Raw genomic sequence first — 15,540 nt, forward strand, 5'->3', positions numbered from 1 at the left:
CGAGCCGAGTGAGGAGTGGCTCCGATGTCCGTCGCCGGACGACCCGTCGCCTTCCCCTTCGACACGCACGTCGTCACCGAGATGTTCGAGAGACTGGCCTGGCTGCGCGAGAACGAACCCGCGGCCCGCGTCGTCGTGGCCAGCGGACACGAGGTGTGGCTGGTGACCCGGTACGAGGACGTACGGCTGGTGCTCCGCGACCGGCGCTTCAGCGTGCCGGCCACCACCGCGCCCGACGCGCCCCGCCTGTTCACCACCCCGTTTCCGCCCGGTGTGACCCTCCTGCGGGACACCGAGCCGCCGGACCACGCCCGGTTGCGCCGACTCGTCATGCCGGAGTTCCGGGCGCAGCGCGTCCAGCGGTCGCTGCCGCTGATCCGTCGCGTCACCGACGAGCTGCTCGACGCCCTGGCGGAGGCCGGCCCGCCCGCCGACCTGGTCACCGGTTTCGCCCGCCCGCTGCCCATGGCCGTGATCTGCGCGTGGCTGGGCATCCCGGCCGGGGACGGCGGCCGGATTCTGGCCCTGATGGACACGATGATCGGCAGCAACCCCGTGGAGCGGATCGTCGCCGCCCAGCAGGAGATGTGCGACTACCTGGCCGCGCTCACGCAGGCCCGGCGCGCGCAGCCGGCCGACGATCTGTTCAGCACCCTGGTCACGGCCCACGACGAACAGGGCTCGCTGTCGGACGCGGAGCTGACCGGCTTGGGCATCAGCCTGCTGTTCGCGGGCCACCCGGTGGTGACCGGCGTCCTGGCGGGCGCCCTGCGCACCCTGCTGCACCGGCCCGCCGACCTCGCCCGGCTGCGTGCCGACCCGGCGCTTGCTCAGAGCGCGGTGGAGGAGCTGCTCCGCCACCAGCTGGTGCTCCGGGACGGGCAGATCCGGATGGCGACCGAGGACGTGGAGCTGGCCGGGGTGACCGTCCGGGCCGGCGAGTCCGTCGTGGTCTCCCTCAACGCCGCCAACCACGACCCGGCGGTCTTCCCCGACGCCGAACGCCTTGACCTGGGCCGCGACCCCAATCCGCATCTGGCGTTCGGCCATGGCATCCACCGTTGTCTGGCGTCCCATCTGGCGCGGGCGGAGCTGCGGATCGGCATCACGTCGCTGCTCGCCCGCTTTCCCGGGCTGCGGGCGGCTCCCCGGGCGCCGGTGGGCTGGCGGGACCATCAGCGGCTGCAGGTGCTCGCTGCGCTGCCCGTCACCTGGTGAGCGCAACGGGCCGGCCCGGGACCGCAGGTCGTACGGCTCCGGCGGCGCAGGGGCCGTAGCCTGGCGCGTGTCCTTCATCTCCACGAAGTCCGGCCAGTTCCGCTACTTCGACGTCCAGCTCGGTCACCCGGACTGGTCCGGCCGCAGGGTGCTGGACTTCGGCGGGAACGTGGGCACGTTCCTGGAGGAGGCAGGGGGCCGGATCCGTCCGTCGGACTACTGGTGCGTGGATGTGTCGCGGGCGGCGATCGAGGCGGGGCGGCGACGCCGGCCGCAGGCACACTGGGTGTACTACGACCGGTACAACCCGCAGTTCAATCCGGGCGGCGTTCCCGGGCTTCGGCTGCCCGGCCTGGGGACGCGTTTCGACTACGTCCTCGCGTACTCCGTCTTCACCCACACGCCGGACGACGAGGCCGTCGAACTGGTGCGGGCACTGCGGCCGATACTGACGGACGACGGCCTGCTCGCCTTCACCTTCATCGATCCCGGCTGGACGCCGCCGGGCTCGGGGCAGGTGTCCAACGTGCGATGGCGGCTGGACAGTCGGTCCGGCGGGGCGGGTCCTGGGCGGGCGTCCGTTCCCGGTCATCCGCAGGCCGCGATCGACCGGGCTGTGCAGGCGCCCTGGTGCGCCGTCGTGGACCGTACGCTTCACTTCGACCCCGCCGCCCCGGTTCCCCCGGGCGAGCGGTACGACGTGCTGTGGAGCCCCGACCACGTCAGATCGCTGTTCCCTGCCGCCGAGGTGCGGCCTCCGGCGGTACCGGAGCGGCAGCACTGCTGTCTCCTCGGTCCCGGGGACTGACGGGGCAGGTGGCTGTGGCTCCACCGTCCAGCCGTCCACCCGCCGGTGGGGCGGCTGGACGGCTGGACGGTGAGAGGGACGGCAGGCCGGAAGGACGCCGGATCAGCCCTTGGTGTTGGTGCCGGTGTGCCAGATCGGCTTGCCCTCGTCGTAGATCACCACGTTGCCGTCCATCTGGACGACGAGCTTGGCGTTGGGGTGGTTCTCGGTGCCGGAGGAGAACAGATGGCGGCTCGGGTCCGCCGGGTTGATGAGGAACAGTTCCCCGTTGTCGAACACGGCCTGGGCGTTTGCGCCTGCGGCGACCTCCTGGCCATCGGCGTTCTTCGCCTTCCAGAGGGGCTGGTTGCTCCGGCTGTCGATGATCTGGAGTTGGCCTTGTTCCGTGAGGACCAGCCGGACCGTGCCCGAGTCGACCATGTTCCGGTCGGTGTGGTCGAAGCTGTTGAAGGTGAAGATCGTCTTGCTCTCGACGACCATGTTGGTGTTCATCTGGCCCTCTGCCAGCCGGTCCAGCACAGGGAGCGACGGCAGGAAGGCGTACACGGCCCCCTCGGTCCGTACGAACTGGGAGAACTTCAGCGGGACCGGCCCCTCGGGCCCCGGCCAGGAGACAGTGGTCTCCTCGCCCGCCACGGCGTCGGCGCCGGTGGGGTGGTCACCGGGCGGCACCTTCTTGTTGTGGGTGTTGGGGTTGGGCCTGGGGAAGGTCTCGTCGTTCATCCAGTCCCGCTGAATGAACTCGAACTGCCGGTAGAGGTCGGCCTGGTAGCTGACGAAGACCAGGCCCCGGGGCGCGTCCGGGCCGTTGAGCACGGAGGCGGACGGGTCGAACGGCAGCCCGTACGGGATGCCGCGGCGCATGATCCGGCGGTGGTTGAACTGAGTGTCCTTGACCGGCTTGTCCGGCTTCCTCGGGTCGACGAAACCGTCCCGGGGGTTGGTCTTGCGCAGATGCGACCACAACGGGGTGAGCTTCCCGTCGAGGTCGTCGGCGAACGAGATGTCGTTGTCGCCCGACGACTCCGAGTTGTTCGACATGTCGGCGTGCGGGCACTTCGCCACGGGAGTACCCGAGCGCCAGCGACCGACCACGCGGGCCGCCAGCCACTCGGTGGTGGCATCGTCGGGCACCGCCTTCTTCTGCTTCAGCACCGCCAGCTGCTGGGCGACGCCGGCCCACCAGGCGGGCACGTCCTGGGCCAGCCGGCGCACCACCTGGAAGGAACCGAAGTGCGCCCACTCCGGGTACGGCAGCGGGTGCGGCCGTTCCCGCCGGAGTCCGACGACGAACTCCCCGGGCTTGACGAGGATGGTGCCGGGGTGGCCCTTCTCGTAGACGGGGTCGGGGATGTCCTCGGGCTCGTCGAGGTGCATGATCGCCGGCTCACTGACGCCGTCCTTGAAACCGAAGTGCTCCCGGCCCCGGCGGGGGCCTTCGAGGGTGGCGCCGTCCTGTTCGTAGACGGTGACGATGGTGGCGCGGGCGAGATCCTGGCGCACGTCACCGAGGGTGGCGCGGAGTGTCTGCGGATCGTCGGCGGCGAGGGTGAGCACCGCGTGGACCCGTCCGTCACCGAAGTTTCCGAAGAGCCAGTTCTGGGGGGCGTTCTGGCCGGTGTCGCCGAGTGCCTGGGCGCGTTTCGCCGGGCCCTCCACGAAAGCCTTCAGCGGGCCGTCGGTGGTGTTGTTGTCGACGCCGGGGAGCGGATTGCGGCCGACGAGGAACTGCAGTCCGTCGAAGGTGAGACCGAGGCCGTACCACAGGGCGTTGAGGTTCTTCGGGTCGTCGCCACCGGAGTACGAGCGAGCCCGGGAGAACTCCCTGTTGAACTTCGCGACATCCCTGGTGTTGGCGATGAGCGGACGTAGCTTCTTCAACCACGCACGCGCCAGTTGCTGGTCCTCGAAACGGAGGAACAGAAGCTGCATGTGGTCCTTCTTGAATCCGGCGAGGACATCGCCCTGGATGTCGGTGTTCTCACGCAGGAACAGGTCTCTCGGATCGGTTGTGGCCGTGGCCATGGAGTCACTTCCTCCGGGAATTTCGGCTGGATGATCTCGACTGGCCGTACCACGCAGGAACACGCCGACGGGACGCTCTCGGGTTATTCACCCGATCAATCAGGGTCTTCTGCCCGATTGCCGGAGCGCAGGCGTATTCGGTGAAGTCCGGCTGCGACGCCGTGCGCCCCGCTATATGGGCTGAGCTGAATTCAGGTGTCGTTCGCCCGAGTGGACTTCAGGACATGACAACGGATTGACCACCGCAAAACATGGCAATCGCTGAAAGTGTGCGTGGCGCGGCCATTGATCCGCGCCGCGCTCCACGGCCTTCCCTTCCTTTTCCCTTTCCCTGCTCCGCCCTGCCGGCAAGGAGACTCATGGCCCACAGAAGACTGTCCGCGATCCGCACGGCGTGCTTGGTCGTGTCCGCGGTGACCGCCACAACCGTGTGGGGCGCCCCCGCCGCCCTGGGACACGACGACGCCCACCATGCCCCGTCCGCCCCCGCCGGCGAGTCCGGCGAGTCCGGCAAGTCCGCGAAGTTCCGTGTGACGGAACAGCAGATCAAGAAGAACATCGTCCCGGGAGAGGCGGCCGCCCTGGGCGAGCAGCACGCCCGGGAGCACGCCCGCCTCCGGGCGGGGGTCCAGGCCCTGTCGGACGAGTACCCTCAGGCGACGCGCACGGAGCGACTGCGGCAGCTGACCGCGTCACAGGCGGAGACCAACCAGCAGTACCCCGCCGAGCAGTTCGGCCGGTTCAACGAGTACGTCAACTCGCCGGACTACGGGGACCACGTCGCCATGCTGCCCACCGGCAAGGTGCTGCTTTTCTCCTTCGAGCCGATCCAGGCCAACCCCCAGAAGGAGACCGCCCCCACCGACGTGATCGGCAAGGAGAACGCGGGCCGGGCCTTCCTGTGGGACCCCTCCATGGGAACGGGTCCCTCCGCGTTCAAGCAGGTCACTCCGCCGTCGGTGGTGATGCCGGACGGCACGGGCGAGGCACGCCCGGCGCCGTTCTTCTGCTCCGGTCATGCGTTCCTGCCCAACGGCATGCTGGGGGTGTTCGGCGGCAACCTCGGCGGCAACGGCGGCAGCGGCGCCAAACTGTCCCTGGTCTTCGACCCGTGGACCGAGACCTGGTACCTCAACAAGGACATGTCGGTCGGCCGTTGGTACCCGGGTGTCGTGGAGGGTCCCGACGGCCGGCTGCTCATCATGTCGGGCCAGTCGGAGATCGGCTGGGGCACCCCGACCCCCATCGTGGAGCGCTTCCCCGCCAAGAACTTCCCGGTGCCGTGGCAGAAGAGCGACACGCCCACGAACCTGCCCGTGGACGCGTTCGGCGCGCAGGCGCCCTTCACCAGGGACTATCCGCACCTGTTCACGCTGCGCGACGGCAAGGTCTACGGTCTCGGCCGGATGGACAACGAACAGTTCGTCTTCGACCTGACGACGGAGCAGCGCGCGAAGCTGCCGGACCGCCCCAACATCCCCTGCAAGGACCAGAGGGACGGGGGCGGCGAGGGCTGCAGCCCGGAGCGGATCAACGGTTCCGCGGTGGCGCTGCCCAACGGTTACCAGGGCCCGGACTCCGTCCTGGTCCTCGGCGGCAACCGGGACAACGCGAACACGTACGAGCTGGTCAAGGGCGAGCGGTGGGTGACGCGACAGCCCCGGGCGTTCGGCCGGGCGAACGACAACACCCTCATCATGCCGGACGGCAACTTGTTCACGGTCAACGGCTCCTTCCACATCCGTAACTACGGCAACGGCATGTACAACCCGAACGCCCTGCCGAAGTACCGCCACACCGAGATGCGGGACGCGCAGGGCAGTTGGACGCTCGGCCCGGTGCAGCGGCTGCCGCGCGGCTACCACTCCAACGCGGTGCTCATGCCGGACGGCCGGGTCATGGTCACCGGTGACGAGGCCCAGCAGATCGCCAACGACCCTGACATCAAGGACGACATGCACGGCAGCATCGAGATCTTCGAGCCGTGGTACCTGCATGTGGGCGACCGGCCCGAACTCAACCAGGTCCCGGTCGACCCGGTGCGCTACAACTCCGCGTTCTCCGTGGACACCCGCACGCCGGACAAGATCGCTGGCGCCGTCCTGATCGCGCCGTCGACCGTGACGCACTCGACGAACTCCAACCAGCGCCATCTGAAGCTGAGGATCAACAGCGTCAACGACACCCGGCTCACCCTTCAGACACCGCCTTCGGCGGCCGACGCCCCGCCCGGGTGGTACATGCTGTTCCTGGTCGACGCCCGGGGTGTGCCGAGCGTCGCGAAGTGGGTGAAGCTGGAGCCGGCACAGACCTCATGATCTCCAGCTGCAGATCCTGATCCCCGGGGTGCAGTGCGGGACCGCCCGCCTCGACGGGCGGTCCCGCACTCCGGGCATCCGGTCCGGAGTGCGCGGCGGCGGTCCGTCGATACAGCCGACGCACCTGCCGGGTTTCCGCAACCTCACCCCATCCCGGCCAGAACCCCCAGCAACACCGCCCCGGCCACTGCCGGCCCCATGACCTCATAGGCCCAGCGCACGGTCACCTCGCCCTGTGCCGTGGCCGCCTTGCCCCGGGCCTCCAGCAGAGCGCCCAGGTCGTCCATGATCTTGTCGGTCTCCGCGCGCATCGGCCCGTCGTCGACCGCGTGCGTGCCCGTGAGGCCGCCGCCCGTGCCGGCGCCCCACGCCCCCCGTGCTCCCCTGCTCCGGCCGCCCTTGCCTTCCTTCTCCGCCTCGGCCCGCGCCTGTCGCCGCGCCGCCCGGCTGCGGCCGCGCAGCGAGACCGGGATCGCCCACAGCTGGAACTTCGTGCCCGACTTGGCAAGGACCTCGTTCGAGTAGCCGGACCGGAACGTCTCGACCTGCCCCCACGGCAGCACGATCACCCGGAACGGGTTGCGGATCCGCAGCCGGTCCTCCCCCGCGAAGACCGCGGGCCGCAGCGTGAAGGCCATCACCAGCGGCACCACCAGGAGCAGCGTGGCGAGCGCCAGCCACGGTGTGCGCCCCTTGCCCACGACCAGCGCGTCGATGCCGAGCCAGAGGATGATGGCGAGCAGCAGCACGCCGCCCACGAGGCCCATCGGCGAGCGGTAGATCCGGTCCTTGGACACGGGTGCCGAGGGCTGCGGTGGTGGTGGCTGATGCTCGGGGGTCGTCATGGTCCCGATTGTGCACGACACCCTGGACACCGCTCGTACACGGTGGCGCCGTAAAGGATGAGCAGCGGATTCCTCTTCCGGGGTGTACAGCCGCTACGCGCGTAGATATGCTCGTCTGGTGACCATGCCCACCACCGCATCAGCCGCACACTCGCTCGCAGACGTCACCGCGTCGAACAGCACGCTGAGCCGCTTCCTCCACGGGCTGCCCGGCGTCGACGCGGTCGGCCTGGAGGCGCGCGCCGCCTCCCTCGGCACCCGTTCCATCAAGACGACCGCGAAGGCGTACGCCATCGACCTCGCCATCTCGATGGTCGACCTGACGACGCTGGAAGGCGCGGACACCCCGGGCAAGGTCCGGGCGCTCGGCGCCAAGGCGGTCCGGCCAGACCCGACCGACCGTACGACCCCCACCACGGCCGCGGTCTGCGTCTATCCCGACATGGTGGCCGTCGCCAAGGAGGCCGTCGCCGGCTCCGGTGTGAAGGTCGCCTCGGTCGCCACCGCCTTCCCGGCCGGCCGCGCCGCGCTCGAGGTGAAGCTGGCCGACGTGCGCGACGCGGTCTCCGCGGGCGCCGACGAGATCGACATGGTCATCGACCGCGGGGCGTTCCTCGCGGGCCACTACCTGAAGGTGTACGACGAGATCGTCGCCGTGAAGGAGACCTGCGGGGCGGCCCGCCTCAAGGTCATCTTCGAGACAGGCGAGCTGTCGACGTACGACAACATCCGCCGGGCCAGCTGGCTCGGCATGCTGGCCGGGGCGGACTTCATCAAGACGTCCACCGGCAAGGTCGCCGTCAACGCCACGCCGGCGAACACGCTCCTCATGCTGGAGGCGGTCCGCGACTTCCGCGCCCAGACCGGGGTACAGGTGGGGGTGAAGCCTGCGGGCGGCATCCGCACCAGCAAGGACGCGATCAAGTTCCTCGTCCTGGTCAACGAGACCGCGGGCGAGGACTGGCTGGACAACCACTGGTTCCGCTTCGGCGCCTCCTCGCTTCTGAACGACCTGCTGATGCAGCGGCAGAAGCTGGCCACCGGCCGCTACTCCGGTCCCGACTACGTGACGGTGGACTGATCACCATGGCATCCGCATTCGTATACGCACCGGCCCCCGAGTCCCGCGCGATCGTCGACATCGCGCCCTCGTACGGCCTGTTCATCGACGGCGAGTTCACCGAGGCGGCCGACGGCAAGGTCTTCAAGACGGTCTCGCCGAGCTCCGAGGAGGTCCTCTCCGAGATCGCGCAGGCGGGTTCCGAGGACGTCGACCGCGCCGTCAGGGCCGCCCGCAAGGCCTTCGGGACATGGTCGGCGCTGCCCGGCTCCGAGCGTGCGAAGTACCTGTTCCGCATCGCCCGGATCATCCAGGAACGCAGCCGTGAGCTGGCCGTCCTGGAGACCCTGGACAACGGCAAGCCGATCAAGGAGACGCGGGACGCCGACCTGCCGCTCGTCGCCGCGCACTTCTTCTACTACGCGGGCTGGGCCGACAAGCTCGACCACGCGGGCTTCGGCGCGAACCCGCGGCCGCTGGGCGTGGCCGGCCAGGTCATCCCGTGGAACTTCCCCCTCCTGATGCTGGCCTGGAAGATCGCCCCGGCCCTGGCGACGGGCAACACGGTCGTCCTGAAGCCGGCCGAGACCACCCCGCTCTCCGCCCTGTTCTTCGCTGACATCTGCCGTCAGGCGGGCCTGCCCAGGGGCGTGGTCAACATCCTTCCGGGATACGGCGACACGGGCGCCGCGCTCGTCGCCCACCCGGACGTGAACAAGGTCGCCTTCACCGGCTCCACCGCCGTCGGCAAGGAGATCGCGCGCGCGGTCGCGGGTTCCCACAAGAAGGTCACCCTCGAACTCGGCGGCAAGGGCGCCAACATCGTCTTCGACGACGCCCCGATCGACCAGGCCGTCGAGGGCATCGTGAACGGCATCTTCTTCAACCAGGGCCAGGTCTGCTGCGCGGGCAGCCGGCTGCTGGTCCAGGAGTCGGTCCAGGACGAGCTGCTCGACTCCCTCAAGCGCCGGCTGTCCACGCTCCGCCTCGGCGACCCCCTCGACAAGAACACGGACATCGGCGCGATCAACTCCGCCGAACAGCTCTCGCGCATCACCTCGCTCGTCGCGCAGGGCGAGGCGGAGGGCGCCGAACGCTGGTCCCCCGCCTGCGAACTGCCCGAGAGCGGCTACTGGTTCGCCCCGACGCTCTTCACGAACGTCACCCAGGCCCACACCGTCGCCCGCGACGAGATCTTCGGCCCGGTGCTGTCCGTGCTCACCTTCCGCACTCCGGACGAGGCCGTCGCCAAGGCCAACAACACACCGTACGGCCTGTCGGCGGGCATCTGGACGGAGAAGGGGTCGAGGATCCTCGCCGTCGCGAACAAGCTGCGCGCGGGCGTGGTCTGGTCCAACACGTTCAACAAGTTCGACCCCACCTCGCCGTTCGGCGGCTACAAGGAGTCGGGCTTCGGCCGCGAGGGCGGCCGCCACGGCCTGGAGGGGTACCTCGATGTCTGAGAAGACCGAAAAGACTGAGCGACTCTCCGTCTTCAAGACCTACAAGCTGTACATCGGCGGGAAGTTCCCGCGTTCCGAGAGCGGCCGGGTGTACGAGGTGACGACAGCAACATCAGCCGCTGACGCGGCGGGCAAGGGAAAGTGGCTGGCCAACGCTCCCCTCTCGTCCCGCAAGGACGCCCGTGACGCGGTCGTGGCCGCGCGGAAGGCGTTCGGCGGATGGTCCGGCGCGACGGCGTACAACCGCGGCCAGATCCTCTACCGCATCGCCGAGATGCTGGAGGGCCGCCGCGAGCAGTTCGTCCGCGAGGTCGCCGACGCGGAGGGCCTGTCCAAGTCGAAGGCCGCGGCCCAGGTGGACGCGGCGATCGACCGGTGGGTCTGGTACGCGGGCTGGACCGACAAGATCGCCCAGGTGGTCGGCGGCGGCAACCCGGTGGCGGGACCGTTCTTCAATCTGTCCTCCCCCGAGCCGACCGGCGTGGTCGCGGTCCTCGCCCCGCAGGAGTCGTCCTTCCTGGGCCTGGTCTCCGTGGTCGCCCCGGTGATCGCCACCGGCAACACGGCGGTCGTGATCGCGAGCGAGAAGTCCCCGCTGCCGGCTCTGTCGCTGGGCGAGGTGCTGGCCACCTCCGACCTGCCCGGCGGAGTCGTCAACATCCTGTCGGGCCGTACGGCGGAGATCGCGGCGCCGCTGGCCGCGCACCAGGACGTCAACGCGATCGACCTGGCCGGCGCGGACGACGTACTGGCGAAGGAGCTGGAGATCGCGGCGGCGGACAATCTGAAGCGGGTTCTTCGTCCACAGCCTGTGGATTACGCGACGACACCGGGGACTGAGCGCATGACGGCGTTCCTGGAGACGAAGACGGTCTGGCACCCGACGGGGTCGCTGGGCGCGTCGGGCTCGTCGTACTGAGCCGCACCGAGACCGAGAGCCGCCTTCCCTCCGTCCCGGGCACGGCGGCTCCCCCTTTTTGTGGGGCTCGGTTCGCCTCCGGGGCGCTCCAGCCGGTGTCGAGGGTTCGACCGTGCTCAGCCCTTCGGGCCTCCGCGCGCTCGAACCCTCGACACCGGCGCGCCCCTTCGGCTCACTCGCCGCTCCCGCGCTGTCAGCCGTTGAGCAGCTCCGCCACCTCCCCCGCCACCGGCATACTGCTGAAGGACTGCGCCTCGGCGAACGGATCGGTCAGGGACTGGGAGTACAGCGGCTGGAAGTCGGCGAACTGGGTGGCGACTCCGTTGTCGAGGGGGTCGACACCGGTGCCGGCCAGCGGGTTGGGCCTGAGGGCCCACACCGGGCCCGTGGCGTAACCGACTGCACCGGTCAGCGTCTCGATGCCGGTCTGCGGGTCGACGTCGCCGAACGAGACGGGTTGCGCATACAGCACGTCCGCAACCGGATCGGTGTCCGCGGACGCGGTCGCCGCGCCCGCTCCCAGCGCCACCCCCGCGGTCGCGAGGGCGACGAGGACGCGCTGGACGGTCGGAGTGTGGGGGGAGCCGTGTCGGGCCATTTCTGCTGCCACCTTCTGCAATGCGCCGGGTGATCGGACAGACACGAAGGGTAGTTGAGGTGTGACGCACGCTTCAAAGCCGACCCGCGGGGTCGTTCGGGGCCCGGCCGATGCCTCACACTGGTGTTCCGTGAGCTCCCATCCACCCATACCGACGCGAGTCGTGCTGCTCTGCGGCCCCTCCGGCTCCGGCAAGTCCCTTCTCGCGGCCCGTTCCGGCCTCCCGGTCCTGCGGCTCGACGACTTCTACAAGGAAGGCGACGACCCCACGCTGCCGCTGGTGGCCGGGAGCTCCGACATCGACTGGGACCACCCCGACTCATGGGACGCGGACACGGCCGTCGCCTCGATCGTGGAGTTGTGCCGCACGGGCCGTACGAACGTTCCCGTGTACGACATCGCGCTGAGCGCCCGTACCGGCACCGAGTCGGTCGACGTCGGGCGGACCCCGCTGTTCATCGCGGAGGGCATCTTCGCCGCCGAGATCGTCACCCGCTGCCAGGAGCTCGGCGTGCTGGCCGACGCGCTGTGTCTGAGCCGCGGCCCGGTCCGGACCTTCCGCCGGCGCTTCCTGCGGGACCTGAAGGAGGGCCGCAAGTCGGTGCCGTTCCTGCTGCGCCGCGGCTGGCGGCTGATGCGCCGGGAACGCTCGATCATCGCCCGCCAGACGGCGCTGGGCGCGCACCGCTGCGACAAGGACGAGGCCCTCGGCCGCCTCGCCGACGCGGCCGCGGGCCGCTGCCCGGCCGGCGGCAGGCTCCCCGCGGGGATCGGAGAGCGGACCGACGGCTCCTGAGCGCGCCCTCGCCCGCGCGTGAGCCGTAGGGGAGCGCCCCGAGCGCCCCGGAGACCAACGGGGCAACACGCAACGAGAGCGGGACCGGACGGACCCCCCGGCCGCCCAGTCCCGCTTCCTTTGTGCTCCCCCGTTGGTCCCCCGTGACCCCCGTCGGCCCCCCTGCTTGCTGCCCCCGTTACCTGCTCCCCCCGAACCTTCAGGCCACGAGCTCGCCGAAGGCGTCTGCCTCGTCACGGCCGAAGCTGAGGACCTCGTCCTCGCGCAGCCGGCGGAGCGACCGCCAGATGCTGGACTTCACCGTGCCGACACTGATGTCGAGGATCTCCGCGATCTCCGGGTCCGTGCGGCCCTCGTAGTAGCGCAGGACCAGCATGGTGCGCTGGAGCTCGGGCAGCCGGGCCAGCGCCTGCCACAGGACCGCGCGCAGCTCGGTGCCGCGCATCGCGTCCGTGTCACCGGGCGTCTCCGGCAGTTCCTCGGTCGGGTACTCGTTCAGCTTGCGGCGGCGCCACGCGCTGATGTGCAGATTGGTCATGGTGCGGCGGAGGTAGCCCCCGACCGCGGCCTTGTCACTGATCCGGTCCCACGCCTTGTACGTCGAGAACAGCGCGCTCTGCAGCAGGTCCTCGGCCTCGAAGCGGTCACCGGTGAGGTGATAGGCGGTCGCGTACAGGGAGGCGCGGCGCTCCTGGACGTAGGCGGTGAACTCCGCCTCCGACACCGAACGACGCTCCCCCGGGTCCTCCCTGTACGCGCTTCCCCCGTGCGTTTCCCCCGTGAAACCGTCAACCACCGTCATGTACGCGGTGTGCTGACGCCCGGTGCCGCGAGCGCACCCCCGCCCGCTCACGGCACCGGACTTCTCCGAACCCCGGGTGACGTCGTGCAGACGCGTGATCACTGCGCTTGTGCTGGTGCTGTGCAGCGTGTTCATCTCGCGCCCCCCGTGGTGGACTTCCCGGCGTTCTGCTGTGGTTCGACTTGCTTCCTTGCCTGTGCCGAAAAGCTTGCCCGGGCGACTTCATGGCCGTGTCCGCCGACTGTCACAGGCCTGTCACAGGGGTCTGTGACAGCCCCCGCACAGGGGACGCACGGGTGGGTGCCGTAGGGACGGACGCACGGATATGCGCAAGCGGTTGCACGGCTCGCCGCGGGGGGCCGGGCAGACAGAGCACCCCCACAGGTCGAACCGCACCCCCTCCATGGGCCAGAATGAGCCCGTGCCTTCCCTGTTGCTGATCGAGGACGACGACGCCATCCGCACGGCCCTGGAGCTCTCACTGACGCGCCAGGGACACCGTGTGGCCACTGCTGCCACCGGCGAGGACGGCTTGAAACTGCTGCGTGAGCAGCGGCCGGATCTGATCGTGCTGGACGTGATGCTGCCCGGCATCGACGGGTTCGAGGTGTGCCGGCGCATCCGGCGCACGGACCAGCTGCCGATCATCCTGCTGACCGCCCGCAGCGATGACATCGACGTGGTGGTCGGGCTGGAGTCCGGCGCCGACGACTACGTCGTCAAGCCGGTGCAGGGCCGGGTGCTGGACGCCCGGATCCGTGCCGTGCTGCGGCGCGGGGAGCGGGAGGCGACCGACTCGGCGACCTTCGGTTCGCTCGTCATCGACCGTGCGGCCATGACCGTCACCAAGAACGGGGAGGATCTGCAGCTCACGCCGACCGAGCTGCGGCTGCTGCTCGAACTCAGCCGGCGGCCGGGGCAGGCCCTGTCGCGGCAGCAGCTGCTGCGGCTGGTGTGGGAGCACGACTACCTGGGTGACTCGCGGCTCGTCGACGCGTGTGTGCAGCGGCTGCGCGCCAAGGTCGAGGACGTGCCGTCGTCCCCGACCCTGATCCGGACCGTGCGCGGTGTGGGCTACCGGCTGGACACGCCTCAGTGACCGAAGCGCAAGGGGGGATCCGCGGCTGGGCCGTGGCTCGTAAGGGAGTGTGGTCGCGGCTGCGGTTCACCAGTCTGCGGTTGCGGCTCGTCGTCGTGTTCGCGCTGGTGGCGCTGACCGCCGCCGTGTCCGCGTCCGGGATCGCGTACTGGCTCAACCGCGAGGCGGTGCTCACCCGCACCCAGGACGCGGTGCTGCGGGACTTCCAGCAGGAGATGCAGAACCGCGCCGGCGCGCTGCCCGAGAACCCGACGCAGGACGAACTGCAGCACACCGCGGGTCAGATGGCCAACAGCAGCCAGCGTTTCAGCGTGCTGCTCGTCGCCGAGGACGCGAGCGGCCGGACGGTGTACGGCAATTCCGGCGCCCTCGACAGCTTCACGCTCAAGGACGTGCCCGCGTCGCTGCGCAAGGCCGTCAACAAGGAGCAGCCGGTCAACGGCGGCAACAAGTCCCCGTACCACCTGTACTGGCAGCGGGTCGTCGAGCACGACACCCCGTTTCTGGTGGCCGGCACGAAGGTGATCGGCGGCGGGCCGACCGGCTACATGCTCAAGTCGCTGGAACCGGAGGCCAAGGACCTCAACTCGCTGGCCTGGTCCCTCGGCATCGCCACCGGCCTCGCGCTGATCGGCTCCGCGCTGCTCGCGCAGGCCGCCGCGACGACCGTGCTGAAGCCGGTGCACCGGCTCGGCATCGCCGCCCGCCGGCTCGGCGAGGGCAAGCTGGACACCCGGCTGAGGGTGTCGGGCACCGACGAACTGGCCGACCTTTCCCGGACGTTCAACAAGACGGCCGAGGCGCTGGAGAAGCGGGTGGCGGACATGGCCGCGCGCGACGAGGCGTCCCGCCGCTTCGTGGCCGACATGTCCCATGAACTGCGCACCCCGCTGACCGCCATCACCGCCGTGACCGAGGTGCTGGAGGAGGAACTGGAGACGGAGTCCGGGAGCATGGACCCGATGATCGAGCCGGCCGTACGGCTCGTCGTCAGCGAGACCCGGCGGCTGAACGACCTCGTCGAGAACCTCATGGAGGTCACCCGCTTCGACGCCGGCACCGCCCGGCTGGTGCTGGACGACGTCGACATCGCCGACCAGATCACCGCCTGCATCGACGCCCGCGCCTGGCTGGACGCGGTCGAGCTGGACGCCGAGCGCGGCATCCACGCCCGCCTCGACCCGCGCCGCCTCGACGTGATCCTGGCGAACCTCATCGGCAACGCCCTCAAGCACGGCGGCTCGCCGGTGCGGGTCGCCGTGCGCCTCGCCGAGGACGAGCTCGTCATCAAGGTGCGGGACCACGGTCCCGGCATCCCCGAGGACGTCCTGCCGCACGTCTTCGACCGGTTCTACAAGGCGAGCGCCTCCCGCCCGCGCTCCGAGGGCAGCGGGCTCGGACTGTCCATCGCCCTGGAGAACGCCCACATCCACGGCGGCGAGATCACCGCCGCCAACTTCCCCGAGGGCGGCGCGGTGTTCACCCTGCGGCTGCCGCGGGACGCGTCGGCGCTCACGGAGCGGCCCCCCGGCGGCGACGAGGGCAAGAAGGGGGATGCCTGATGGACGTGCGACGTCAGACGACCGTAC

The 15,540-nt window shown here is 70.0% G+C and carries 13 protein-coding genes; 9 read left to right on the forward strand and 4 right to left on the reverse strand.

The annotated features are described in order from the left end of the window. The first annotated feature begins 24 nt into the window (after positions 1–24). Together F7R91_RS36470 and F7R91_RS36475 are read left to right on the forward strand one after the other, a co-directional pair. The gene (locus tag F7R91_RS36470) at positions 25–1,218 is read left to right on the forward strand and encodes a cytochrome P450 (RefSeq protein WP_150957317.1); all 1,194 of its coding nucleotides are present in this window, start codon (positions 25–27) and stop codon (positions 1,216–1,218) included. Positions 1,219–1,285: 67 nt separating this feature from the next. Next, positions 1,286–2,026, forward strand: coding sequence for a class I SAM-dependent methyltransferase (locus F7R91_RS36475; RefSeq protein ID WP_191971797.1), 741 nt, complete (start codon positions 1,286–1,288; stop codon positions 2,024–2,026). Between the two features lie 102 nt (positions 2,027–2,128). Here F7R91_RS36475 and F7R91_RS36480 read toward each other — a convergent pair whose 3' ends face one another. After that, positions 2,129–4,051 carry a Dyp-type peroxidase gene (locus F7R91_RS36480; protein WP_225320992.1) on the reverse strand — a complete coding sequence of 641 codons (1,923 nt, stop codon included), beginning with the start codon at positions 4,049–4,051 and terminating at the stop codon, positions 2,129–2,131. A gap of 359 nt (positions 4,052–4,410) precedes the next feature. Here F7R91_RS36480 and F7R91_RS36485 point away from each other — a divergent pair, with 359 nt between their 5' ends. Further along, positions 4,411–6,369 (forward strand): galactose oxidase early set domain-containing protein, encoded by a 1,959-nt coding sequence (locus F7R91_RS36485; protein ID WP_150957323.1) that lies wholly within the window; start codon positions 4,411–4,413, stop codon positions 6,367–6,369. 143 nt (positions 6,370–6,512) lie between these two features. On the opposite strand, the gene F7R91_RS36490 is transcribed toward F7R91_RS36485, so the two are convergent. Further along, the gene (locus F7R91_RS36490; protein ID WP_150957326.1) at positions 6,513–7,214 is read right to left on the reverse strand and encodes a PH domain-containing protein; all 702 of its coding nucleotides are present in this window, start codon (positions 7,212–7,214) and stop codon (positions 6,513–6,515) included. A gap of 124 nt (positions 7,215–7,338) precedes the next feature. Between F7R91_RS36490 and deoC the strand changes: the two genes are divergently transcribed. From deoC to F7R91_RS36505, 3 genes are read left to right on the forward strand one after another with little or no spacing between them, the layout of a single operon-like run. Then, positions 7,339–8,295 (forward strand): deoxyribose-phosphate aldolase, encoded by a 957-nt coding sequence (deoC, locus tag F7R91_RS36495; RefSeq protein ID WP_150957441.1) that lies wholly within the window; start codon positions 7,339–7,341, stop codon positions 8,293–8,295. Positions 8,296–8,300: 5 nt separating this feature from the next. Further along, positions 8,301–9,737 carry an aldehyde dehydrogenase family protein gene (locus tag F7R91_RS36500; RefSeq protein ID WP_150957329.1) on the forward strand — a complete coding sequence of 479 codons (1,437 nt, stop codon included), beginning with the start codon at positions 8,301–8,303 and terminating at the stop codon, positions 9,735–9,737. Continuing rightward, complete coding sequence (locus tag F7R91_RS36505; protein WP_150957332.1) at positions 9,730–10,656, forward strand: aldehyde dehydrogenase family protein; 927 nt, start codon at positions 9,730–9,732, stop codon at positions 10,654–10,656. Before F7R91_RS36500 ends, F7R91_RS36505 begins: the two co-directional genes overlap by 8 nt. Before the next feature lie 193 nt (positions 10,657–10,849). Here the strand turns inward: F7R91_RS36505 and F7R91_RS36515 are convergent, their stop codons facing one another. Then, positions 10,850–11,254 carry a hypothetical protein gene (locus tag F7R91_RS36515; RefSeq protein ID WP_150957335.1) on the reverse strand — a complete coding sequence of 135 codons (405 nt, stop codon included), beginning with the start codon at positions 11,252–11,254 and terminating at the stop codon, positions 10,850–10,852. A gap of 61 nt (positions 11,255–11,315) precedes the next feature. On the opposite strand from F7R91_RS36515, the gene F7R91_RS36520 reads away from it, so the two are divergent. Beyond that, positions 11,316–12,050 carry a uridine kinase family protein gene (locus tag F7R91_RS36520; protein ID WP_150957338.1) on the forward strand — a complete coding sequence of 245 codons (735 nt, stop codon included), beginning with the start codon at positions 11,316–11,318 and terminating at the stop codon, positions 12,048–12,050. A gap of 199 nt (positions 12,051–12,249) precedes the next feature. On the opposite strand, the gene F7R91_RS36525 is transcribed toward F7R91_RS36520, so the two are convergent. Continuing rightward, a complete protein-coding gene (locus F7R91_RS36525; RefSeq protein ID WP_150957341.1) occupies positions 12,250–12,987 on the reverse strand; it encodes a SigE family RNA polymerase sigma factor in 738 nt (245 codons plus the stop codon). 286 nt (positions 12,988–13,273) lie between these two features. Between F7R91_RS36525 and afsQ1 the strand changes: the two genes are divergently transcribed. Together afsQ1 and F7R91_RS36535 are read left to right on the forward strand one after the other, a co-directional pair. After that, entirely contained in the window at positions 13,274–13,951 is a 678-nt protein-coding gene (gene afsQ1, locus F7R91_RS36530; protein WP_191971798.1) for a two-component system response regulator AfsQ1, read from the forward strand. Next, complete coding sequence (locus F7R91_RS36535; protein ID WP_150957346.1) at positions 13,948–15,513, forward strand: sensor histidine kinase; 1,566 nt, start codon at positions 13,948–13,950, stop codon at positions 15,511–15,513. The genes afsQ1 and F7R91_RS36535 overlap by 4 nt, the downstream gene beginning before the upstream one ends. Positions 15,514–15,540 lie beyond the last annotated feature (27 nt).

Source organism: Streptomyces luteolifulvus (assembly GCF_008806595.1).
Lineage (GTDB): Bacteria > Actinomycetota > Actinomycetes > Streptomycetales > Streptomycetaceae > Streptomyces > Streptomyces luteolifulvus.

Coding starts and splice junctions, on each gene's coding strand:
- F7R91_RS36470 (WP_150957317.1), top strand. CDS start 25: ATGTCCGTCGCCGGACGACCCGTCGCCTTCCCCTTCGACACGCACGTC.
- F7R91_RS36480 (WP_225320992.1), bottom strand. CDS start 4,051: ATGGCCACGGCCACAACCGATCCGAGAGACCTGTTCCTGCGTGAGAAC.
- F7R91_RS36485 (WP_150957323.1), top strand. CDS start 4,411: ATGGCCCACAGAAGACTGTCCGCGATCCGCACGGCGTGCTTGGTCGTG.
- F7R91_RS36490 (WP_150957326.1), bottom strand. CDS start 7,214: ATGACGACCCCCGAGCATCAGCCACCACCACCGCAGCCCTCGGCACCC.
- deoC (WP_150957441.1), top strand. CDS start 7,339: ATGCCCACCACCGCATCAGCCGCACACTCGCTCGCAGACGTCACCGCG.
- F7R91_RS36500 (WP_150957329.1), top strand. CDS start 8,301: ATGGCATCCGCATTCGTATACGCACCGGCCCCCGAGTCCCGCGCGATC.
- F7R91_RS36505 (WP_150957332.1), top strand. CDS start 9,730: ATGTCTGAGAAGACCGAAAAGACTGAGCGACTCTCCGTCTTCAAGACC.
- F7R91_RS36515 (WP_150957335.1), bottom strand. CDS start 11,254: ATGGCCCGACACGGCTCCCCCCACACTCCGACCGTCCAGCGCGTCCTC.
- F7R91_RS36525 (WP_150957341.1), bottom strand. CDS start 12,987: ATGAACACGCTGCACAGCACCAGCACAAGCGCAGTGATCACGCGTCTG.